Annotated in this window: 13 protein-coding genes; 7 read left to right on the top strand and 6 right to left on the bottom strand. The window is 61.3% G+C overall.

Annotated features, from left to right (window positions below; translation table 11 throughout):
- Positions 1-24: 24 nt before the first annotated feature.
- Positions 25-1,173, bottom strand: coding sequence for an aldose epimerase family protein (locus ACA046_RS16520; protein ID WP_497674413.1), 1,149 nt, complete (start codon positions 1,171-1,173; stop codon positions 25-27).
- Positions 1,174-1,312: 139 nt separating this feature from the next.
- Here ACA046_RS16520 and ACA046_RS16525 point away from each other — a divergent pair, with 139 nt between their 5' ends.
- Both ACA046_RS16525 and treS read left to right on the top strand, forming a co-directional pair.
- Complete coding sequence (locus ACA046_RS16525) at positions 1,313-2,095, top strand: SDR family NAD(P)-dependent oxidoreductase (RefSeq protein WP_497674414.1); 783 nt, start codon at positions 1,313-1,315, stop codon at positions 2,093-2,095.
- A 121-nt stretch (positions 2,096-2,216) separates the two neighbouring features.
- Positions 2,217-4,268: a maltose alpha-D-glucosyltransferase gene (gene treS / locus ACA046_RS16530; protein WP_497674415.1), complete on the top strand. Its 2,052-nt coding sequence runs from the start codon at positions 2,217-2,219 to the stop codon at positions 4,266-4,268.
- A 108-nt stretch (positions 4,269-4,376) separates the two neighbouring features.
- Here the strand turns inward: treS and ACA046_RS16535 are convergent, their stop codons facing one another.
- The 3 genes from ACA046_RS16535 to ACA046_RS16545 are packed head-to-tail and all read right to left on the bottom strand — an operon-like array spanning position 4,377 to position 10,276.
- Complete coding sequence (locus ACA046_RS16535; protein ID WP_497674416.1) at positions 4,377-7,424, bottom strand: efflux RND transporter permease subunit; 3,048 nt, start codon at positions 7,422-7,424, stop codon at positions 4,377-4,379.
- Between the two features lie 9 nt (positions 7,425-7,433).
- Complete coding sequence (locus tag ACA046_RS16540) at positions 7,434-8,621, bottom strand: efflux RND transporter periplasmic adaptor subunit (RefSeq protein ID WP_459029147.1); 1,188 nt, start codon at positions 8,619-8,621, stop codon at positions 7,434-7,436.
- 29 nt (positions 8,622-8,650) lie between these two features.
- Positions 8,651-10,276 (bottom strand): efflux transporter outer membrane subunit, encoded by a 1,626-nt coding sequence (locus tag ACA046_RS16545; RefSeq protein WP_459029145.1) that lies wholly within the window; start codon positions 10,274-10,276, stop codon positions 8,651-8,653.
- A 294-nt stretch (positions 10,277-10,570) separates the two neighbouring features.
- Here ACA046_RS16545 and ACA046_RS16550 point away from each other — a divergent pair, with 294 nt between their 5' ends.
- The 5 genes from ACA046_RS16550 (at position 10,571) to ACA046_RS16570 (ending at position 16,378) form a co-directional block, all read left to right on the top strand.
- The gene (locus tag ACA046_RS16550; protein WP_318302551.1) at positions 10,571-11,206 is read left to right on the top strand and encodes a hypothetical protein; all 636 of its coding nucleotides are present in this window, start codon (positions 10,571-10,573) and stop codon (positions 11,204-11,206) included.
- Between the two features lie 184 nt (positions 11,207-11,390).
- Positions 11,391-12,344: an ABC transporter substrate-binding protein gene (locus tag ACA046_RS16555; RefSeq protein WP_497674417.1), complete on the top strand. Its 954-nt coding sequence runs from the start codon at positions 11,391-11,393 to the stop codon at positions 12,342-12,344.
- 23 nt (positions 12,345-12,367) lie between these two features.
- The gene (locus ACA046_RS16560; protein ID WP_497674418.1) at positions 12,368-13,699 is read left to right on the top strand and encodes an LLM class flavin-dependent oxidoreductase; all 1,332 of its coding nucleotides are present in this window, start codon (positions 12,368-12,370) and stop codon (positions 13,697-13,699) included.
- 97 nt (positions 13,700-13,796) lie between these two features.
- Positions 13,797-15,743 (top strand): hybrid sensor histidine kinase/response regulator, encoded by a 1,947-nt coding sequence (locus tag ACA046_RS16565; RefSeq protein ID WP_497674419.1) that lies wholly within the window; start codon positions 13,797-13,799, stop codon positions 15,741-15,743.
- 32 nt (positions 15,744-15,775) lie between these two features.
- Positions 15,776-16,378, top strand: a complete 603-nt coding sequence (locus tag ACA046_RS16570; RefSeq protein ID WP_497677093.1) for a dTMP kinase — start codon at positions 15,776-15,778, stop codon at positions 16,376-16,378.
- Here ACA046_RS16570 and ACA046_RS16575 read toward each other — a convergent pair.
- Together ACA046_RS16575 and ACA046_RS16580 are read right to left on the bottom strand one after the other, a co-directional pair.
- The gene (locus ACA046_RS16575; protein WP_497674420.1) at positions 16,361-21,817 is read right to left on the bottom strand and encodes a WGR domain-containing protein; all 5,457 of its coding nucleotides are present in this window, start codon (positions 21,815-21,817) and stop codon (positions 16,361-16,363) included. The two genes, ACA046_RS16570 and ACA046_RS16575, sit on opposite strands and share 18 nt — an antisense overlap.
- The gene (locus tag ACA046_RS16580; RefSeq protein WP_497674421.1) at positions 21,805-23,007 is read right to left on the bottom strand and encodes a M48 family metalloprotease; all 1,203 of its coding nucleotides are present in this window, start codon (positions 23,005-23,007) and stop codon (positions 21,805-21,807) included. The genes ACA046_RS16575 and ACA046_RS16580 overlap by 13 nt, the downstream gene beginning before the upstream one ends.
- Positions 23,008-23,012 lie beyond the last annotated feature (5 nt).

Here is a 23,012-nt window from a genome sequence, read left to right on the forward strand (position 1 = left end):
CAGCGTGGGAACGATCAAGCGGGTTCAGTCGGCGGAGAATTTCAGCACGGTGTTTTGGGTGTAGGTCTGCCCGGGATCAAGGCGGGTTGACGGGAAATTCGGTTGGTTAGGCCCGTCAGGAAAATGCTGGGTTTCCAGGGTAAACGCACTCCAGTGGGCATAAGGTTTGCCGCCTTTACCCTTGATCGAGCCGTCGAGGAAGTTGCTGGTATAGAACTGCACACCGGGTTCACTGGTATACAGCTGCAAGCGCCGACCGGACTGCGGGTCACGAACGTCAGCGGCCAGTTTGCCGATATCACCCTTGGCATCCAGCACCCAGTTGAAGTCAAAGCCGCCTTGTTTCGGTTCGGCGAATTTCAGCTGGGGATGATCGTCCTTGATGTGCTGGCCGATGGCGGTGGGTTTGAGGAAGTCCATCGGTGTACCGGCCACCGGGGCCAGTTCGCCGGTGGGAATCAAGGTGCTGTTGACCGGGGTGTAATGGCTGGCGTGCAAGGTGGCCAGCTGTTTGAGCACGTCACCGTTACCGGCGCCGGCGAGGTTGAAGTAACTGTGGTTGGTGAGGTTCAGCACGGTGGGTTTGTCGGTGGTGGCCTTGTAGTCGATGTGCAGCTCGTTTTTGTCGTTGAGGCTATAAGTGACGTCGACTTTCAGGTTGCCGGGAAAGCCCATCTCGCCGTCCTTCGACAGGTAGCTCAGGGTGACGCCCACCGAGTCCTTTTGCTTGACTGGCTGGGCTTTCCACACCTGTTTGTCGAAGCCCTGCGCACCGCCATGCAGGGAGTTCGGGCCGTCGTTGAGGGGCACTTGATAGCGTTTGCCGTCCAGCTCGAAAGCACCCTTGGCCAGGCGATTGCCAAAACGCCCGATGGTCGCGCCAAAGAACGCGGTGCCGGCCTGATAGCCCTGGACGTTGTCGAAGCCCAGCACCACATCGGCGAACTGGCCGTGTTTGTCCGGTACCTTAAGCGACTGCAACACAGCGCCGTAGGTGATCACCGTGGCTTGTACGCCATGGCTGTTGCGCAACACGTACTGCTCGACGGCGGTGCCGTCATTGGTTTTGCCGAAGGGTTTGTGTTCACTGGACAGGCCAGCCGCCTGAGCGCCGAGGCTGGCTATCGCCAACGAGAGGCCGAGGCCGGTAAGCAGGAATCGGGATTGCCGCATGACTGAGCTACCTTTTATTGTTGTTGATTAAATAGTTCGACTATTTATTGTATTTCGATCAGATGCAGTGCTGATATATAGACAAAATCGCAAAATTTGCAATATAAAATAAGACTAAATACAGCGGAGTGACCGTCACATGAACACTGAACAACAGGCTGGCGCACAGGCGATGTACCCGGACCTGCGAGATAAAACCGTGCTGATTTCCGGCGGTGCTTCCGGGATTGGCGAATCCATGGTGCGAGCCTTCGCACGCCAGGGTGCCAAGGTTGCGTTCGTGGACCGGGCGCAAGGGCAGGGCGACCGCTTGGCGGCAATCCTGTCGTCCGAGGGGCATGCCGTTGAGTTCGCCCATTGCGATATTACCGACGAGATCGCTTACAAGGCCGCCATCGGGCGCCTGGCGCAAACCCTGGGGCCGATCAATGTGCTGGTGAACAATGCCGCCAATGACGTTCGGCACACCCTGGAGGAAGTCGACTCCGAGACATTCGACCAACTGATCTCGGTCAACCTGAAGCACGCCTTTTTTGCCGCCCGGTCCGTGGTGCCCATGATGAAGGCCGCCGGCGGTGGGTCGATCATCAACCTGGGCTCCATCGGCTGGATGATGGCTTCCAGCGGCTACCCGGTATACGCCGCCAGCAAAGCCGCCGCCCACGGCATGACCCGAGCCCTGGCGCGGGAGCTGGGTCCGAGTCGGATCCGGGTCAATACGCTGGTGCCGGGCTGGGTGATGACCGAAAAACAACTGGCGATGTGGGTGGATGATGCGGCCCGGGAACTGATCGCCCGCAGCCAGTGCCTGCCGGGCAGTGTGCAGCCGGAACATATCGCCAATATGGCGCTGTTTCTCGCCTCTGATGTGTCGGCGATGTGCACCGCCCAGAACTTCATTGTGGACGGTGGCTGGGTCTAGACCGGGAAGGGTAGCCATCTCGGATGCAACGAATCGTCGCCCGGGGCCTCATACAGTAACGAACGGTGGTGCATATGCAGCCACCGCAACCGACTACTTCATGGGTGCAGGTGATTGATTTATGACGGACGCCGATAAGAAACATGTGGCCTGGCTGGTAGAACAATCGATGCTGCAGGCCGCAAAGCAGCGCGCCAAACTCTACTCGGGGCAAGGCAGATTGTGGCAACAGCCGTATGCCCACACCCGGCCCCGTGATGCTTCAGCCCTGTCGTCGGTGTGGTTCACTGCGTACCCGGCGTCCATCGTCACCCGTGAAAACGGCAGCGTACTCGAAGCCCTGGGCGATGAGACGTTATGGCATGCACTGTCAAAGATCGGCATCCAGGGTATTCACAACGGCCCATTGAAGCGCTCGGGTGGACTTTCCGGCACCGAGCACACCCCCACGATTGACGGCAATTTTGACCGCATCAGCTTCGACATCGACCCGCAACTGGGCACCGAGGCCCAACTGCAATCCCTGGCGCGCATGGCCGCCGCGCACAACGCGGTGATCATCGACGACGTGATCCCGTCCCACACCGGCAAAGGCGCGGACTTCCGCCTGGCCGAGATGGCTTACGAAGACTACCCCGGGCTCTACCACATGGTGGAAATCCGCGAGGAAGACTGGCCATTGCTGCCCGAGATTGCCGAGGGGCGTGATGCACAGAACCTCAGCCCGCAGCAGGTCGACGTGCTGAGGGACAAGCACTACATCGTCGGCCAGTTGCAACGGGTGATCTTCTTCGAGCCCGGAGTCAAGGAAACCGACTGGAGCGCGACCGATGTGGTGATCGGCGTGGATGGCAAACCCCGGCGCTGGGTATACCTGCATTACTTCAAGGAAGGCCAACCGTCACTGAACTGGCTGGACCCGACCTTCGCCGCGCAGCAGATGATCATCGGCGACGCCCTGCATGCCATCGACGTGATGGGCGCGAAGATCCTGCGCCTGGACGCCAACGGCTTCCTCGGCGTGGAGCGAAAACTCGAAGGCAACGCCTGGTCTGAAAGCCACCCGCTGTCCATCACCGGCAACCAGATACTCGGCGGCGCGATTCGCAAGGCGGGCGGTTTCAGCTTCCAGGAACTGAACCTGACGGTGGACGACATCGCCGCCATGTCCCACGGTGGCGCCGACCTGTCCTACGACTTCATCACCCGGCCGGCGTACCAGCACGCGTTATTGATGGGCGACACCGAATTCCTGCGCCTGATGCTACGGGAGATGCACACCCTGGGCATCGACCCCGGCTCGCTGATCCATGCCTTGCAGAACCATGACGAACTGACCCTGGAACTGGTGCACTTCTGGACCCTGCACGCCCATGACAACTATCTGTATCAGGGCCAGACCTTTCCCGGCGGCATCCTGCGCGAGCACATCCGCGAGCAGATGTACGAACGCCTCGCCGGCGAACACGCACCCTATAACCTGAAATTCGTGACCAACGGCGTGTCGTGCACCACCGCCAGCATCATCACGGCGGCGTTGGGCATTCGCGACCTTGAAGCGATTACCCCGGCGGATATCCAACAGATCCGCCAGATTCACCTGCTGCTGGTGATGTACAACGCGATGCAACCTGGGGTGTTTGCACTGTCCGGCTGGGACCTGGTGGGCGCACTGCCTTTGCCGGCGGAAGAGGTGGCCCACTTGATGCTCGATGGCGACACACGCTGGATCCATCGCGGTGCCTATGACTTGGTGGACCTGAACCCCGACGCGGAGCAATCCGCCGGGCAGATGCCGCGTCCGAAGACCTTGTATGGCAGCTTGATCAGCCAATTGGCCGACCCGGATTCGTTTGCCTCACAGTTGCAAAGAATCCTCGCCGTGCGCCGTGCCTACGACATCGCCGCCAGCCGCCAGATCCTGGTGCCGGATGTGCAACACCCAGGGCTGCTGATCATGGTTCACGAACTGCCGGCGGGCAAAGGTACTCAGATCACGGCGCTTAATTTCGGCTCCACGCCCATCACGGAAACCCTGCACCTGCCCAATATCGCGCCGGGACCGGTGGTGGACATCATCAATGAGCGGGTGGAGGGGGACCTGACGCCCGAGGGGGATTTCACCATCACCCTGGATGCCTATGAAGGGTTGGCGCTGCGGGTGGTGATCTGACCCACTGATCCACTGTAGGAGCGAGCTTGCTCGCGAAGAACCTGAGGGCGCCGCGTTCATTCTGAATGCCCGCGTCATCGTTAACGTCCTTCGCGAGCAAGCTCGCTCCTACACGGGAACCGGCTGCTGCGCCTCCTGATGGTGCGTAGAGCCTATAAACATATACATCGCCGGCACCATGAACAGTGTCAGCACGGTACCAATCGACAACCCGGCAAAGATCACCAGGCCCATGTCATGCCGTCCCGCAGCCCCGGCGCCGGAAGCCCACACCAGCGGCACCACGCCCAGCACCATCGCGGCGGTGGTCATCAGGATCGGCCGCAGACGCACGCCGGCCGCTTCTTCTATCGCCTCACGCTTGCTGTGACCGGCGCGCTGCAACTCGTTGGCAAACTGCACGATGAGGATCCCGTGCTTGGTGATCAACCCCAGCAACGTCACCAGCCCCACCTGGGTGTACACGTTGATCGACGCAAACCCCATGGTGATAAACGCCAGCGCGCCGAAGAGTGCAGGAGGCACCGAGAACAGGATCACCACCGGGTCGCGGAAGCTCTCGAACTGGAACGCCAGCGCCAGGTAGACGATCAGGATCGAGAACATCAGCAAGCCGAAGAACCCGCCGGACTCCTGCATGAACTGACGGGATTCACCGGAGAAGTCCGAGGTGTAGCCCGACGGCGCAATGTTGGTCAGGATGGTGTTCAGTTTCGCCAGCAGTTCGCCCTGGGCCACGCCGCTGACGCCCGACAGGGTCGCCGAGTTGAGTTGCTGGAAGTGGTTGATCGACTCCGGCTGGGTGGTGGTTTCGATGTGCGCCACGGTGCGCGCCTGGATCATCGCACCTGCGGGCGTACGGATGTAGTAATCGAGAATCTGGTCCGGGTTGAGGCGGTCAACCTGCAACACCTGGGGAATGACTTTGTACGAGCGCCCGGCGGTGGAGAAGTAGTTCACGTAGTTGCCGCCCAGAGCGGCGGACAACGCCGCACCGACGTCGGCCTGGGTCATGCCCAGTGCGGCAATTTTTTCCCGGTCCACCACCAGCTTGGCTTGTGGCTTGTCGAGTTTCAGGTCCATGTCGGAGAAATAGAACAGCTGTTGTTTCTGGGCCTCGGCCACCACGGCCTGGGCGACTTCATTGAGGTTTTCTACCGAGTCGGTGGTGGTGATCACAAACTGCACCGGCAAACCCTGGGCGCCCGGCAGTGACGGCAACGGGAAGGCTGCGATGGTCGCGCCTGGCACCTGGTTCCATTTTTGCTGGAGATCCAGGATCAGTTGGGCTTGGGAGCGCGTGCGGTCGCCCCAGTTTTTGAGCAGCACACCCCCCAGGCCCTGGTTGAGGATGGGCAGCCCGGTCAGCTGGAACATTTGCGCGTATTCAGGCTCTTTGTTGGCGATCTGGAAGGCCTGGTCGGCGATGCGCTCCATCTGCTGCGGCGAGGCGGTGGGCGGGCCTTTGATCTGCATGAACACCAGCCCCTGGTCTTCGGTGGGCGACAGTTCGCTTTTGGCGGTCATGCCACTGGCGGCCACCAGCAGGAACAGCATAAAGCCGAACGTCACCAGCACCGGCCACACGTTCAGGCCACCTGAGAGCACGCGGTGGTAACGGCCTCGCAACCAGTCAAAGTACTGATCGAGCTTGCGGGCGAAACGACCTTCTTCCTGCCCGGTCTTGAACAGCCGGGAAGTCATCATCGGCGAGAGCGTCAACGCCACCACGGCCGACACGGTCACGGCACCCGCCAGCGAGAAGCAGAACTCCTTGAACAGTGCGCCGGTAAGGCCGCTGCGTAGCCCGATGGGCACGTACGCAGCAATCAACACCACCGTCATCGCGAGGATCGGCCCACCCAGTTCCCGCGCTGCAACCAGCGAAGCCTCCAGCACCCCTTTGCCTTCTTCCTTGATGTGCCGGTCGACGTTTTCCACCACGATAATCGCGTCGTCCACCACCAGGCCGATGGCCAATACCAGGGCGAGCAGGGTCAGCAGGTTAATCGAGTACCCCAGCAGGTACATGATGAAGAAGGTCCCGACCAGCGACAGCGGGATCGCCACCAACGGCACGATTACCGCGCGGAACGAGCCGAGGAACAGGTAGATCACCACCGACACAATGATCATGGCCTCGACCAGGGTCTTCACCACCTCATAGATCGAGGTGTTGATGAACGCCGTGGAGTCATACACGATCTCGCCGCGCACCCCGGTGGGCAGCTGGGATTGCAGCTCGGGGAAGGCCTCGCGCACGCTGTCGGCGACCGTCAGGATGTTGGCATTGGGCGCCGTCTTGATACCGATGAACACCGAGCGTTTGCCGGAAAACGCCACGCTGCTGTCATAGCTTTCGGCGCCGAGGGTGACGGTGGCCACGTCCTCCAGGTACACCAGGGCATCGCCTTTCTGCTTGACCACCAGCCGCTTGAATTCATCCACCGTGTGCAAGTCGGTCCCGGCCGTCAGGTCGACCGTCACCGTTTGCCCGCGGGTGGAACCGACCGCCGACAGGTAGTTGTTGTTGGCCAGGGCGGTGGACACGTCTTGCGCTGTCACGTTATGCGCCGCCAGTTTGGTCGGGGCCATCCAGGCGCGCAGGGCGAACTGACGACCGCCGAGGATTTCGGCGGTTTGCACGCCCTGGATCGAATCGAGCTTGGGCTTGACCACCCGCACCAGGTAATCGGTGATGTTGTTGGTGGGCAGGGTGTCGCTGTAGAAACCCAGGTACATGGCGTCTGTGGTCTGCCCGACCGCCACTGTCAGCACCGGCTCCTGGGACTGCGCCGGCAGTTGGTTCTTGACCGAGTTGACCTGGGTATTGATCTCGGTAAGTGCCTTGCTGGCCTCGTAGTTCAGCCGCAGCGTGGCGGTAATCGTCGAGACGCCGGTGATGCTGGTTGACGACAAATAGTCGATGCCCTGGGCCTGGGCGATAGCCGATTCAAGCGGCTGGGTGATAAAGCCGGCCACCGTGGACGCGTCCGCGCCGTAGTAAGCGGTGGTGATGGTGACCACGGTATTTTCGGTGCGTGGCCATTGGTTTACCGGCAATTCGAAGATCGAGCGCAGCCCCAGGATCAGGATGAACAGCGAAACCACAATCGCCCAGACCGGCCGCTGAATAAAGGTATCGGTAAGCTTCATGGGACACCTTTAGTGTTCTTGGGGAGTCGGCGCAGGATCGTTCAGCGGCGCGGCGCTGTTATCGACCTTCACCGGCGAACCATTCTTGAGCTTCATCTGGCCACTGGTGATCAGCAGATCGCCTTCCTTCACGCCCGACAGAATTGCCACCTGGTCGCCCCGGGTTGGCCCGGTCTTGATGAAGGTCTGTTGCGCCGTGAGGGTTTCCTCACCCTTGTCGTTCTTGCTCGATGTGGCGATAAACACCGTGGTGCCATAAGGGTTGTAGGTGACGGATGTCTGCGGCACGGTGAGGTAGCGCTGTGTGGCACCGGAGGTGACAACGGCACGGGCAAACATCCCGGGCACCAGGTTTTTCTTGGGGTTGTCGACGGTGGCTTCCACCGTGACGTTACGTGTGGTGGAGTCGAACTGGGTGTCGATGGTGCTGATCTTGCCGGTAAAGGTTTGATTCGACAGGCCGTCGGCCGTCACGGAAACCCCTTGGCCGATGGCGATGGCCTCCATTTGAGTCTGGGGCACCGTGAAGTCGATGTAGATCGGATCAAAGGTTTGCAGCGTGGCGATCTTGTCGCCGGGGTTGAGGTATTGGCCGGGATTGACGCTAGTGATCCCGATGCGCCCGGCAAAGGGTGCACGAATGGTCTTCTTCGCCACCAGCGCGCGCTGTTGTTCGGCGGCGGCGAGTTTGGCTTTCAGGTCCGCAGTGTCTGTGTCGACTTGTGCCTGGGAGATGGCGTTAACCGCCAGTTGCGCCTTGTCACGTTTGAGCACGATCACGGCCAGGTCGGCCGTGGCTTCAAGGGAGTGCAGTTGCGCGATGTCCGAGTCGGCATTCAGCTGTACGAGCAGCGCCTGGGCCGCCACCTCTTGCCCCGGCGTGAAGCCGATGGTGCGTACGATGCCGCCCACTTCAGTGGTCACATCCACCCCTCGGACCGCTTTCATTGAGCCCACGGCGGTGACATTCGGTTGCCACTCACTGAACGGCACCTTCATGGCCGTGACCACGGAGGCGGGCAAAGGCGCTTTTGACTGGGCGATGAGCGCCGAAATCTGCACGAACTTCACCCCGGCAATGATCGCCACAATCACCAGCACCACCACGATCATGATGAGCATCGGCCGCCACAGTCGACGCTTGCGCGGTGCGCCGGGCTCGGGTGGTAGGGGAGAAGCGGTAATGACATCAGCCATGGGTGTTCTCGCTGTTTCAAGAGTTCAGTTCAGTTGAACCGTGCCGAATCGGCGGGCGCTGCCTTGTTCTTGGCGGGCATGATCTCGTTCCACGACGGCAGGCCGAAGCGATCAGGCCGGCCCTTGGTCGCAGGGTCCACATCGGTTCGGTTCCACCAGCCGCCACCCAATGCCTGGAAGAGCGCAGTGGTATCGCTGTAACGCGAAGCCTGCGCCTTGACGCGGGCCAGCACGGTGTTCTGGTAGGTTTGCTGGGCCGTGAGCAGGTTGATGTAGGCCACGGCGCCGAGCTTGAACTGCGCCTGCACCAGGTCCAGGTTGGCTTGGGCAGAGCGCTCGGCCACCACCTGCTGGTTGAGCGCATCGGCGTCGGCTTCCAGCGCCCGCAGCGCGTTGGCCACATCCTGGAATGCACCGATCACCGTGCCACGGTAGCGAGCTGCCGATTCGTCATAGGCCGCCACGGCGGCGCGTTTGCGATGTTCCAGTGCGCCGGCATCAAAGATCGGCTGAGTGATCGACCCGGCCAGGCTCCAGACGCCACTGCCCGCCGAAAACAGCTTGGTCCCGCTGGCCACCGTCGAGCCCACGGAGCCGGTAATGCTGAACTGGGGCAACTGATTGGCCACGGCCACACCAATGTTGGCACTGGCCTGATGCAGTTGCGCCTGGGCAGAACGCACATCCGGCCGCTGGCCGACGATCGCCGAAGGCAGGCTGAGGGGCAGTTCTTCCGGCAAGTGCAAGGAGGCCAGATTGAAGCGCTCGTCCCGGTCCTGATTGGGAAACCGCCCGAGGTAGGCCATCAACTGGTTGCGGGTTTGCGCCAACTGCTTTTGCAGCGGCGGCAAGCTGGCACGGGTTTGCGCCAGTGCGGTCTGCTGCGTGAGCACGTCGGTGTCGCCGATGGCCCCCAGCCGTCGCTGCGCCTGCAGGAGATCGAGCTGGCCGCTCTGGATCCGGATGATCTCCTCGGTGGCGGCGACTTGATCGCGTACAGAGGCCAGGCTAACCGCCGTATTGACCACGTTGGAGGTCAAGGTGAGGTACGTCGCTTCCAGCTGGAAGCGTTCGTACTCGGCCTGGGCCGAGGTGGACTCAATTTGCCGACGGGTGCCGCCGAACACGTCCGGCGCATAGGACACACTCAGCGACGCTGAACTTACCGTGAGAATCGGCGACTCCGGGATGCCCGAGGTGACGCCCGAGACTTTCTCGCGGGCTTTTTGCACATTGCCGCTGACGGAAGGGAACAGCGACGCCTGGTCGGCATAGACCAGCTCATTGGCCTGGCGCAACGCGGCCTGAGCGGCGGTGACATCCGGGTTGGCACGCAAGGCTTCTTCCACCAGGGCATTCAGGGCCGGTGAGCGGAACAGCGTCCACCATTGCCCGGGAATATCCATCCCCGCGATCAGCCGCTGCGCTGCGCCGCCGGTGTCGATGTCGGCCTTGGCCGTGGAGGTGAGCTTTTCCCGCGAGTAATCGGCGTTCGCCGGCACATCGGGCCGCGCAAAATCCGGCCCGACGGTGCAGCCGGCGAGGGCGATGCACAGCAGACTCAGCGGAGCCAGAAGGTGTGTTTGTCGAAAAAGGGCGTTGAGGTGCGCCCCTGGTTGCGGTGCCGATGCAAGCTGCCGAGGCTGCTCTTTCATATTCACTCTGATTAATCAGTTGGTTAACTGTTTGGTTGAGCAATGACTGGCGGTGCATCAGGCCGACCCATGAAGGGCGCGGGTTGGCTGGGGTGGTCAGGTGGGTTGAACGTTAATTCAAGATCGCGGTAACCGCCAATAGAGGGAATCTTTATCGGGTGGGGTTGCGTGAGGTTCGGGACTATCTCGCGCCAGTGGCATACAGAACGCAGGCATACCAAGAATGACCTGTATGAAGTTAAAGTGCCGGCTTGATAAAACGCGTTTTAACCTCGAAAGGGACGTCGATACACCATGAAGAAAGCTTCTCGCATACTGCTGACCCTTATTTTGTTGGGTGGTGGCGCCTCGACCCAGGCGGCTGAGGGTTTCATCGGCACCGGTACCAACGCCGGTAACGGTTACGAGGCCGATGGCCACGGCGGCTTAAGGGGCACCGGGGGCAATCTGGGCGGTGATTACGAACTGCAAAAAGACGGGTCGCTGAAGGGCACCGGCACCAATATTGGCAGGGGTTTTGTTCCGGCTGACGACGGTGGCCTCACCGGCACTGGCAACAACCTGGGCAAACGGTTCAGCCCGGATGGCTCGGGTGGCTACACGGGACACGGCGCCGCCTATGGCGAAGACTACAAGTCTGACGGCAAGGGCTACTTCCGTGGTGAAGACACCGCACTGGGTGGCAGTTGGAGATCCGATGGCAAGGGTGGCTATGAGGGGACGGGGGAAAACCGCAAGCGTGGCTATGAATCCGATGGCCGTGGCGGGTACATCGGCACGGGGAAAAACCGTGGCCGTGGGCTTGAATCGGATGGCAAGGGCGGTTTTATCGGCACTGGCGACAATGCCGGTGGCGGCTGGGTACCTGACGGGTACGGTGGCTACAAGGGAATCGGCAACGTAAAAGGCGAACACTGGCGGCCTGACTGATTTCCTGCCTACCGCCGATAAATGCATTATTTGCATTTTTATCGAATTAGGTTATGCGCAATCAGTATTTTACACGCCGCATCCATGGCTGCATCGTATAGGCAAGCTGGATTACCTATAAACACTGCCGAGACCGCACGCGCGGATCGACTTTAAATGCTTGAGAAGGCATCTGGAGACGAACGTGCGTTACCTGACAAAACTGGCGGCCGGGATGGCCGCTCTGCTGTGCCTGACCGCGAACGCGCAAACCCTGGTGGTGGGTGACCAAAGCTACAACGCCCAGGCGGTGATGGAAGCGGCGGGGGTGCTTGATGATCTGCCCTATACCCTCGAATGGAAGCAATTCACCGCCGGTTCACCGGTGGCAGAAGCCCTCAACACCAACAGCCTGGATATCGGCTTGCTCGGTGATGCGCCCGTGCTGTTCCTGGGCGCACTCGGCGCGCCGATCAAGGTGATTGCAGTCAGTCAGCAAAACCTCGACGGCGTGGCCATCCTGGTGAAAAAGGACTCTTCGATCCACAGCCTTGCCGACCTGAAAGGCAAGCGCGCCGCCCTCTGGAAAGGCTCCTGGAGCCAGCAACTGCTGCTGACCGCGCTGGATAAAGCCGGCGTACCAAAAGACTCCCTGGAGTTGCGCTACCTCAGCGCGCTGGATGCCTCCCATGCACTGGAAGGCGGTTCAGTTGACGTCATCGCCACGTGGGAACCCTACGTCACCCAACAGGAACGCCAAGGTGCGCGCGTGCTGGCGACCGCTGAAGGGCTGATCCCGGCCCAGAGCTTCATCGCCGCCAGCACCCAGGCCGTCGACGGCAAACGTGCGCAAATCAGCGATTTTCTGCAACGCCTGAAGAAAGCCCGTGACTGGACGCGCCAAAGCCCGGCCAATACCGACGCTTATGCCGACGCCTGGGCCAAACGCACCCGGGCTGATGCTGATATCGCCCGCGCCTGGTTTGCCCGGGCGCGCACGACGGTCGAACCACTGACGGCCCAATCGCCTGTAGAGGCGCAAAAGACCGTGGACTTTTTCGCAAGCCAAGGCCTGGTCAAGTCGTACCCGGCAGCCAGGCTGTTCGACGATTCCTTCGCGGCGTCGTTGCAGCCAGCCGTTGCCAAAACCCAGCCCTGAATGCTCCAAGGAACGCCTCAGACATGACCAAAAGACAGCTGAAACTTGGCGCCCTGACCATGGGCTGCGGCGGGCCCGGCCGCCACAATCTATGGCTCGATCCTCAACTGCCCGCCGATGCCAGCGTCAACGTCGACTGGTACATCGACATCGCGCGCCAGGCCGAGGCGGCCTTGTTCGACTTGATGTTTATCGTCGACAGCCAGTTCATCACCCCGGGCTCGCCATCCCACTACCTGAATCGGCTGGAGCCGCTGACACTGTTATCAGCACTGGCCGTAAGCACCCGGCACCTGGGCCTGGTCGGCACGCTGACCACCTCTTACAACTCGCCCTATAACGTCGCGCGGCGCCTGGCCTCACTCGACCTGATCAGCAAAGGCCGCGCCGGCTGGAACGTGGTCACCAGTGGCGACGCCGGTACCGCCGGCAACTACAGCCGCGACGAGCATTATGACTACGACACCCGCTATGGCCGGGCAGCCGAACACGTCCAGGTGGTGCAGGGACTGTGGAACTCCTATGAGGAAGAGGCCTTCGTGCGTGACCGGGCCACCGGCCAATTTCTCGACCCGAGCAAACTCCACAGCCTGAACCACAAAGGTGAGCACTTTTCGGTGGTCGGGCCGCTGAATATCCAGCGCTCACCCCAAGGCCAACCGGTGATCTTCCAGGCCGGCGATTCGGAGCAAGGCCGTGACCTGGGCGCCGCCACCGCCGATGTGATCTTCACCCACGCGGCCAGCATCGAGCAGGGCCAGGCGTTCTACCGGGATATCAAGGGCAGGGCAGTGCAACACGGCCGCGATCCGGAGCAATTGCTGGTGATGCCCGGCGCCGAGATTTATGTGGGCGACACTGATGAGCATGCCCGTGAAATCGAACAGCACTATCACCAGGCCGACCACAGTTTTGAGCTGGCGCTGAAGGAGTTCGGGCGCAATTTCGGCTGGCATGATTTCAGCCAGTACGACCTGGATGCTCCGTTTCCGCAGGAAAGCCTGGAGGCTGCACGCAGCAGCTTTTTTACGGCGGCCAAGCGCATTGCTGACCAGGCACGGGACAAAGGCTTTACGTTGCGCCAGGCGGTGGAGTTTGGGCGCCAGTTGCGCCCGGGGGCGTTTGTCGGATCGGCGCAAACCGTCGCGGGGAAAATGGCTGACTGGTTTGAAGCCCGTGCGGTGGATGGTTTTAACCTCTACATCGGCCATCCGGAGCAGTTCAACCGATTCACCCAGGAGGTCATTCCGTTATTGCAGGCGCGTGGCGTGTATCGCACGGCGTATGAAGGTACGACGTTGCGGGAAAGCCTGGGGTTGAAGATTCCGCGCTTTGCTCGCAACGGCGGTGTTTGACTCAAAAAAGGGCGTTCAGATGAATAAATTGGTTGGCAGCGGATTTTTTTAGACATACTGAGGGTTCAAGCCACTCATTTGTCCCGAGACTTTCCTGATGCCATCCCAACCCGCACAAGGGTCGTTCAATCAGGACGACCGGTATCGACTGCTTGTCGACGCAGTGGTCGACTACGCCATCTACATGCTGGATACGAACGGGTTGATTCGTAGTTGGAACTCGGGGGCGAAGAAGATCAAGCAGTACGAACAAAGTGAAGTGCTGGGCAGGCATTTTTCGCTGTTCTACACCCCGGAAGATCTGGCCTCGGACTTGCCCGGCCGAGCGCTCAAAAGTGCCGAGCAGTCAGGCCGCTTCGAGGGCGAAGGTTGGCGCATCAGGAAAGATGGCACGCGTCTCTGGGCGCTGGTGATTATCGACCCGATACGCGCCGACAATGGCACGCTGATTGGCTTCGCCAAAGTCACACGGGACCTGACCGAGCGTAAGGCAGCGGAGCAGGCCCTGCGCCAGAGCGAGCAGCAATTCAGCCTGCTGGTACAAGGCGTCACCGACTACGCGCTCTATATGCTCGATCCCAACGGCGTGATCACCACCTGGAACGCCGGCGCCCAGCGCATCAAGGGATATGAACCGGCAGAAGTCATAGGCAAACACTACTCCCTGTTTTTCCAGCGTGAGGACGTAGACAACAATGTCCCGCAGCGCGCCCTTGAAACGGTTATCCGGGAAGGTCGGTATGAAGGGCAGGGAAAGCGCCTGCGCAAAGACGGTACGGGGTTCCTGGCGCATGTCGTTATCGACCCGATAAAGAATGAGCAGGGCCAGCTCGTGGGTTTCGCGAAAATCACCCGGGACGTTACCGAGAGCGTTCAGGCTCAACAGGAGATCAAGGAAACCCGGGAGGCGTTATTCCAGGCCCAGAAAATGGAGTCTCTGGGGCAGCTCACCGGCGGTATCGCCCATGATTTCAACAACCTCCTCATGGTGATTCTTGGGAGCCTCGAACTCGCCAAGAAGCGTGTTCCACAGGACTCCAGAACCTACTCATTACTGAATAATGCCATCGCCGGCGCCCAGCGCGGTGCGACGCTGACTCAGCGGATGCTGGCGTTTGCCCGTCGCCAGGAGCTTGATCCGCAACCAGTGGATGTGGGTGACCTGATCAGAAACATGTCAGACCTGCTATCCCGCATGTTAGGCGCAGGCATCAGCGTCGACACACAGTTCCCACTGATCCTGCGGCCGGTACTGGTCGACATGAGCCAACTGGAAATGGCCGTCATGAACCTGGTGATCAACGCCCGGGACGCCATGGAAGGCCGTGGCGGGATTCTGATTTCGGCGAGGGAGGATTCGTTTCCCGGCAGGCCGAATGACTCGGAAAGGCTGATTTGCATCGCTGTCACCGACACCGGGCCCGGGATGGATGACGCGACCTTGCAACGGGCCATGGAGCCGTTCTTCACCACCAAGGGCGCGGGAAAAGGCACGGGGCTCGGCCTTTCGATGGTCCATGGCCTGGCAGCCCAGTCACAGGGCCACTTTGTGCTGAAAAGCAAGGAAGGAGAGGGCACAACCGCAGAACTCTGGTTACCGGTGGCGCTGATGGATACCACACAGTTTGCGGCGCAGGCATCAACTGCAAACACACCCGATGCCCCCCATCAGCAAAACCTCGAGATTCTGCTGGTAGACGACGACCCGCTGGTGCTGATCAGCACAGGAGCCATGCTTGAAGACCTGGGCCATCATGTTGTGGCGGCGGCAGACGGGCACGCTGCGTTGGCGTTCCTGGCGCAAGGCACGCGCTTTGATTTGGTCATTACGGACATGGCAATGCCGGATATGACGGGCATTGAGCTGGCCGGTAACATCGAGGCGCTGTACCCCAAGCTTCCCATTATTCTTTCGTCTGGATTTGCAGAGATATCCCTGGACCTCAAAACCACACTGACGCGCTTGCCCAAGCCGTTTGATCAATCGGCATTGGCGAAAGTGATCGCCGAAACCCTGCGCACCCGGATCGAAAAGCCGTGTTGAGCCAAGCGGCTGACCGTCCACTCTTTGTTTCCATGGACGGGCCCAAAGGCACCGGCAAAACCACGCTGCTGGAAGCCGTTACCAAAGCACTGAGGGCGGACAACAAAAAGGTGATCCGGCTGTGCGAGAGAAAAAGCGATCCCTACCGAAGTGAAACAATGGTCCTGGTTAACCAACTCGCCAGAACGCCCAGCCGCGAGTTGGAGTGGGAGGTGTGTAAGCGCTTCGCCGATAGCCGTGCCTGGATTTCCCGACACGTGCTGACTCAACAGCCGGCAGACAGCATTGTCTTGATTGACCGCTGGTACCCGTCGGATGCCGCGTTTCGCCGGGGCGTCCCGCTGGCAGACATCCTGCAGTTGAACATTGATCGAAACGTGCAAGTGCCGGACCTGCATGTCGGGGTGGTCACCGACCCTGATATTTCATGGGCAAGGGCCGCTGCACGTCGGCGCGGGCTGAGCAGTACCGTGATCCACAGGCTGGAAGAACATGTCGCCTGTACCCAGGCGTTCGAGCAAGCGGCTGCGGATCACGGCTGGGTGTTGTGCCGTAATGAAGGAACCATTGACGGCGCAACCTTGCAGGTCATTTCCGAGATTTATAACGTCCTTGAATCATCCCGGTGTGATTGACCCCGCCTGCTCTTGATAGCCCTTGCGCAGTTTCTCCGCGATCAGCTTTTGCGCTTCGCGCACTGCGTGTTCGGGGCTGTCGAGGGACTTGATCAAGGTCTGGCCCTTGGTGCCGATGCGACCGAAGTTCACCACCACGTCCGCCTCCGTGACGCCGATACGCCAGAACTTGTTGGAATTGCCTTCACCAAAGGTGAACTCACGCATCGGGGTCTGTGCTTCCGGGGTAGACGGAGCCTCGACCTCAACGGTTTCCGGTTCCACTGGCTGTTCAGGTTCTGGCAGCGCAGGCGCCTCTTCACCCCGTAGCAGCGCTTCAATCTGATTCAGCACCTCTTCCGGGGCCCGCAGCCAGTCATGGCTGAGCACGTCGATAATCTTCCAGCCGAAGCTGCGCAGCACGGTCGGGCGGAAGATATAACGCTCACGCACGTCAGCCGCGGCCGCCGTATCCCCGTCCAGCAACACGCCCAGGCTGAAGTGTTCACCGCTGGCGTCACTGATCGCCAGGTCGCAGCGGAACTGCGATCGCCCGACGTATTCCTGCACCGTATGCCCGCGTTTGCGCAACGCGGCGGCGAGGGCGCTGCGCAGGCTGTCCTTGGGCAGGCTGACCGCAAAGGATTGCTTGGCGCCCGGGTTGAGGTTGGCGAGGATGCCCTGGGAGCGCGGCGCGTCGCCGTTGGCGCTGGCCTGGGCGAATTGCAGGAACCCGCGCAGTGCCGCGGCACCGTCGTTGTGGGTGTTGGTGATGGCATCTGCTTCAATGCTGGAGACGATCGCCATGCGCTTACGCGCACGACTGAAGATCACATTCAGGCGTTTTTCCCCGCCGCGCTGGTTGATCGGGCCGAAGTTCATCAGCATCTTGCCGTTCGGTCCTGGCGCGTAGCAGATGCTCAGGATGATCACGTCGCGTTCATCACCCTGGACGTTCTCCAGGTTCTTGACGAACAGCCCATTGAACTGCCCGGCGTCTTCACGCACATATTCTTGCTCAAGGCGCGTGGCAAAGGCCGAGTCACTGGCGGCCAGGTCTTCCAGGGCCTGCTCGATGACGCCTTGCTGGGCTTCGGAGAAGGCCACGATGCCCAGGCTCAGGCCGGTCTCGCGTTGCAGCAACTCACGCACCAGGTTGGCGATATAACGTGCTTCGGCCAGGTTGCTGCGGCTGAGGTAGACGCCATCGCTCATCTTCAAAAAGCTGATCGGGCTGTCGAGCAGCGTATCGGCGCCCTGAATTACCGCCTGGGCATCCATGGAGTCCAGGGCCGCATGGGCGGGGGCAGGGCGCTCGATACGCCGGTCGGGAATGGTGATCAACCGGCCTTCATAGAACGCCGCGTTGGAGAAGCTGATCAACGCTTCATGTCGGCTGCGGTAGTGCCAGGCCAACAGGGTTGCCGGCAAATTACGCGCGGCCTGGCTCAGCAGGCTGTCGGCGTCGAGGTTGATTGCAATCTGCTCGCCGTCCTCCATGGCAATCAGTTCGTTATCGTCTTGTTCGCCTGCGCTGGAGAAGAAGTTGGTGGGTGGCAATTGCATCTCGTCACCCACCACGATCACCTGCTGCGCACGACTCAAGGCCGGCACGGCTTCTTCGCTGGGGATCTGGCTGGCTTCGTCAAAAATCACCACGTCGAACAGGTCCGGGGTCAGCGGCAGTGTGTCGGACACCGACAGCGGGCTCATCAGCCAGATAGGCTTGAGGTCGTTGATCACGCGGCCACTGTCACCACTCGCCATTTCGCGGATGGAGCGATAGCGCATGGTCTTGCCCAGCTCGTGTTCCAGTTCACGGCGGCCCTTGGCATAGGCTTTCTTGAACTCACGGGCCTGGGCGTCCAGCTGGGTCACCGACATCGCCGATTGCTTCACGTGTTCCAGGAAACGCTGGTGCAGCGTGGCGCTGAGCACATGGGCGTTGTGTTTGAGCAAGCTGCTTTCAGCCTGGCTGACCTGCCGGGCGGCGAGGCTCAAGGCCGGGCCATCGAAGCGCGCCAGTTGCGGGTTGGCGCGGTACAGGCGAGTCAGGTTTTCCTGGGCAATCAACCCATCCAGCGCCTTTTGCGCCAAGGCGTGCTGTTGCACGGCCAACAGGCAGACGGGATCGGCCTGGTGCAGCTCATTGAGCAGGGGCAGGGTGTCGGGCAGTTCGTCGAGTTCTTCACGCAGATCACGCAGGTATTCGGCCAACTCGCCCAGGCTCGGCGCCGGTTCGAACACGCAGTGCTGCGCAACCAGCTCGGCCAGGCGTGCTACCGGCTGGCGCAGGCTGGCTTCCTGGCGTACACCGGGCAGGGCGTTCGGGTTACCGCGCAGGCCTTCGACCCACTGGCGCAATAACGGTGACGTGCTCAGTTGCTGGAGCAGGGCTTGCAGGTTTTGCACGAACAGGTCGATGTCCTGGATGCCGTAGTGACTTTGCAGGCGCTGCTGCTCGGCCTGCAACTCGGCGGTGGCGCGGTGTTCGCCGGCCAGGTTATCGAGCACGCTGCGGTAGCTGGGGCGCACCGCGTGCTGGCTGAAGTCGTAGCGCCGTTGCAGCTCGCCGCGCAGCCGCCACCAAGCCGGTTGCAGCCAACGCAGCAAGGAGCCTTCCAGGCGCTGCACCAGATCCTGTGCGGCCTGGGTGTCCTGGGGCGCGAGTTTGTCGCGCCAATGGCGGGTGGTTTCAGCGGCGTTGTGTTGTTGCACGGTCAGCGTTTGCAGAGCGGCTTGTTCGGCCTGCAACGCCTGGGAACCGGGTGAGCCCGGTTCCAACAGGTCGAGGTGCGATGCCAGGTTGGCGCCGGTCAGTTGCTCGGCTGCCTGGGTCAGCACCCGCGCATCCGCCAGGCGGGTGTCACTGGACAGCAGGCTGGAGGATGACTCCAGAAACGCCTCGACGCTGTCCATCAGCCCACTGGCTTCATCCAGGAACGCCTTGAGCTGGCCATAGGCATGTTCGTGGGTAATGAGGCTTGAGGCCAGATGGCTGAAAGGGTGACGCGCAAAACTGTCGAGGCCGAAGCGCTCATTGATCGCCTGATACAGGCGGCCAGTCAGTTCACTTTGCGCCTGCCAGTGACGCCATTCGGGCAAGCGTTCCAGGACTTCGGGCGGCAGCTTGGCAGCCACGGCCGGCAGGTCGATCAGATGCCGCACCAGCTCGCGCACTGAGCAGGCCAGCGTTTCCGGTACCTCGGCCATGGCCTGTTCAAAGCGCTCGATCAGGCCCAACTGTTGGCCCAGGGTGGCCAGCGTGGCGTTGCGTCGGGCTTGCAACTGCGGCGACTGGGCATCGCCGGCAATCCAGCGCTCATAGCATTCGCGCAGGTTGCCCACGAAGGCCTTTTTGTCGGTCTGGGAATCGTGAATCAGGCAGCACAACTCACCCAGTTCACTCTGTTGCAGGCGATGGAACACCACATCCAGTGCCGCGCGCTTCTCGCACACAAACAGCACCCGAAGGCCGCGACCGGCGTAGTCGGCGATCAGGTTGGTGATGGTCTGGGACTTGCCGGTACCCGGCGGCCCCTGAATGATGAAATTGCGCCCGGTGCGGGCCAGGCTGACGGCGGCATTCTGCGTCGCATCGCCGGCCACCACGTTCCATTGTTCCGGCAGCGGGATCGGGTCCGGGGCCTGGACTTCCACCTCCCGCGGCTCAATGGAGAACATCCGGTCAAACGCTTCGTTCTGCGCCGGTTCGTCGATCAACTGCGCGTAATCGCGCACCAGCGACATCTTGCGATAGTTGAAGTTGGCCAGGGTGACTTGGGTCAGGTCGATGTCCCAGGCGTAGCGATGCCCCTGATTCTCGGGCAAAGAGTAGGTGCTGTTTTCAGTGCTGCGGGCGACCATTTGTGGATGCTGGTCGCGCAGCGAAGGTTTGCCACCGACCGCCATGCGCAGCGGCAATACGCTGGGCAGGACCTTTTGCTGGAACAGTTGCAGGCCCAGTGGGCGGTAATCTTCGCGGTCGTAGCTGAAATCCGGCTTCACCAATGGCATGGCCGAGCGCTGACGGGCGCGGCGCCGCTGGAAGTGCTGCAGGTGCTGCACTGCCTTCTGGTGGATCAGTTCGATTTGCGGCTTGCTTTGCAGGCGCAACTCCACGCCAGGCTCGGTCAGCTTGATCTGGCGCGCAATATCCGCGTGGATTTCTTCAAGCGAGGTTTTTTGCAGGTCGACGGTTTCCGGCAACTGGATATCGTAGAGCTGACGCAACTGATGGCGCAGTACCGGGTTGAATTCGGCCTCGGTCTCATCGCACTGCAACATGAACTGGTCGCGCACACCTTTTTTGCGGCTCAGCTCCACGGGCAGCCACAGCAGCGGGGTGACGATGCGTTCTTCCGGCGTGTCCTTGAGGTTGTGCCAGCGCATGAAGGCCACCACCAGGCGCAGGTTGCTGAAGCCGAACTCGGCACGGTCGCGACGGGTTTCCTGGATGATGCGTTCGAGGGACGCCTGCAGCCAGGTCTGGTCTTCAAACCGCAGCCATTGCTGCAGGCCAACCGGCTTGCCGCTCAACACCTGCTCGGAGAAACCACCGAAGGTAGGCTGCCAGGTGCACAGCGATTCAGGCCGGATGCTTTCAATCCGCATCACCAGCGGCACGCTGGCCACGGTCAGGTTGACGTTGGCCTGAGTCGGCCGGAAGTGCAGCAGGCGATTGCGCCGCGACAGGTCAAACAAGCGGTTGCGCAGGTGCTCCAGCACCACCGTGCGCCGCGACGCCGGGCCTTCGGCCTGGGCCAGCACACGCTCGACATCCAGGCTGGCCGGCTGCTCGCGCCAGGACTCCAGGCGCCGGGCCAGGGAACTGACATCGGTGGCGCGCTCGTGCCGGTTGAGTTCGGTCATCTCGACGATCAGGTTGGCCAGCACCGGGTTAAGCCGGCCGTTGAGCTGGAACAGGTTGCGCCGGTGCCGGGCAAACGTCTTTACGTCATTGATATCGGCAAAATCCAGCCCGCAGGCCAGGCACGCCAGCAACTGCCCGAGCTGGAAAATATCGGTGATTTCGTCGTGATGCCCGAGACGATGCTCCCAGCTGTGCAAGTCCGTGAGGAACACCGGGCGGTCGATGGCCTGGTGCGGGTCTTCCTGCACGTGCAGGTCGGTAATGGCCACGCCACTTTCCGAATCCCGGGTCAGGCGCACCGTGCCGACGATATTCAGCGCCGACTCCGGATTGGGCTGCACCTGCTTGATTGCCTCCAGCGCCAGGCGCGGCGGCACGCCCTCGAGGTTGCGCAGTTGCAGGGTGCGCTCTGGCCCCAGCATCACGTTGAGGTAACTGAGCTGGGCGACACGCCCCTGTTCATGCAATTGCGCCACCTGGCGCAGCAGCGGCAACGCCAGGAACACCACATCGTCGATGGGCACGGCAGCGCCATCGTGGCTTTGCAGCAATTGAGTGAAGGTGACGGGTTGGGTTATTGGGTCCATGTGTCGACCTCCGCTTTGAGCGCGCGAACGATCGGGTCGAGCTCACGTTTGGGTAATTTGATATCGCGCTTGAGCACGTTGATAAAGTCGTCGGCGCTGCCGAGTTTCTTCGCGGTGCGCGCGGCATGCAGCAAGGCGTCGTCGCGCAGGTCGCGGTCCACCAGGCTCAGGTCGAGCATGATGAAGTGCAGGTATTCGTGGATGCTCGCGTCGATACGTTCGGCATTCAGCGTGCCAAGGTCCAGAGGCGTTTCAGTGTCCTTCCAGTCGGGAAAGAACCCCCGCACCTGATTGAGCACAGCGTCCGACTGCAACACCGATGCACTGATAAAGCTGGCGATAAAGCCGCGGGTGAGGGCGGTCAGCTCCACCTGGTCGGTCACATCCAGGCGACTGAGCGACAACGGCCCACGCAACCTACGGTGCAGCCAGGCGTCCGTCTCTGGAAGCTGCTGCCACCAGCTGTCTACAGCCTGAGAGCGCAGAAACGCCTCCGGGTGCGATACGCCCTGGGACAGCTGCGCATCCTTGCCATCCAGTTCACGGGCCTGCTGCAAATAGCTGGCCGCATCGACACTGACAATCCCGGTATGAATCTTCACCAGCGAGGTGATGGACGCTTCGGGCCCACTGGCCACCAGCGCCGCACCGCGGTCGGCGTAGATCTCGGTGTGCAGGCTATATAACCGCGCGGTCTGTTCCAGGCTGGGTGGCGTGTACACGTCAGCCATCGCGTGATTCAGGATCCGGTCGGCGGTGAGAAAGTCACCGTCGTGCTCCGACCACAAACGGTAATGGGCCAGTTCATGCCCCAGCAACGCCAGCAACTCCTGGGCATCGAGCCGTTCAAGGATCGGCCCGTAGAACACCACATGCACTTCGCCGGCCAGGTAATACAGGCTCGCATTCATCGCGCCATCGCCGGCCTGGTAAAGCGTGGCAGGGGCCTGGATCTGCAAGCACTGCAACGCCGTCTCGCATGCCTGATAGGCGTGCGGATGAGTCTCGGGGCTCAGGCGGTAAGTGTCTCGCAGCAATTGCGCGCGCACATCCTGGGCATGTTCCTGCTGGACCCCGAGGGACGAGGCCCAGCTCCACACGGCAGGTTCACTGGCTTTCAGGTAATCGACTACCTGCTGGTGGTAAGGCAGTGGCGTCAGGCTGCTGATGTCCAGCGCGGGGGTACTCATCGTTC

Source organism: Pseudomonas sp. LBUM1641, from assembly GCF_059716235.1.

Bases quoted from the DNA above. Each gene is read 5' to 3' on its own strand.
- ACA046_RS16520 (WP_497674413.1), bottom strand. From the start codon at position 1,173: ATGCGGCAATCCCGATTCCTGCTTACCGGCCTCGGCCTCTCGTTGGCG.
- ACA046_RS16525 (WP_497674414.1), top strand. From the start codon at position 1,313: ATGAACACTGAACAACAGGCTGGCGCACAGGCGATGTACCCGGACCTG.
- treS (WP_497674415.1), top strand. From the start codon at position 2,217: ATGACGGACGCCGATAAGAAACATGTGGCCTGGCTGGTAGAACAATCG.
- ACA046_RS16535 (WP_497674416.1), bottom strand. From the start codon at position 7,424: ATGAAGCTTACCGATACCTTTATTCAGCGGCCGGTCTGGGCGATTGTG.
- ACA046_RS16540 (WP_459029147.1), bottom strand. From the start codon at position 8,621: ATGGCTGATGTCATTACCGCTTCTCCCCTACCACCCGAGCCCGGCGCA.
- ACA046_RS16545 (WP_459029145.1), bottom strand. From the start codon at position 10,276: ATGAAAGAGCAGCCTCGGCAGCTTGCATCGGCACCGCAACCAGGGGCG.
- ACA046_RS16550 (WP_318302551.1), top strand. From the start codon at position 10,571: ATGAAGAAAGCTTCTCGCATACTGCTGACCCTTATTTTGTTGGGTGGT.
- ACA046_RS16560 (WP_497674418.1), top strand. From the start codon at position 12,368: ATGACCAAAAGACAGCTGAAACTTGGCGCCCTGACCATGGGCTGCGGC.
- ACA046_RS16565 (WP_497674419.1), top strand. From the start codon at position 13,797: ATGCCATCCCAACCCGCACAAGGGTCGTTCAATCAGGACGACCGGTAT.
- ACA046_RS16570 (WP_497677093.1), top strand. From the start codon at position 15,776: ATGGACGGGCCCAAAGGCACCGGCAAAACCACGCTGCTGGAAGCCGTT.
- ACA046_RS16575 (WP_497674420.1), bottom strand. From the start codon at position 21,817: ATGGACCCAATAACCCAACCCGTCACCTTCACTCAATTGCTGCAAAGC.
- ACA046_RS16580 (WP_497674421.1), bottom strand. From the start codon at position 23,007: ATGAGTACCCCCGCGCTGGACATCAGCAGCCTGACGCCACTGCCTTAC.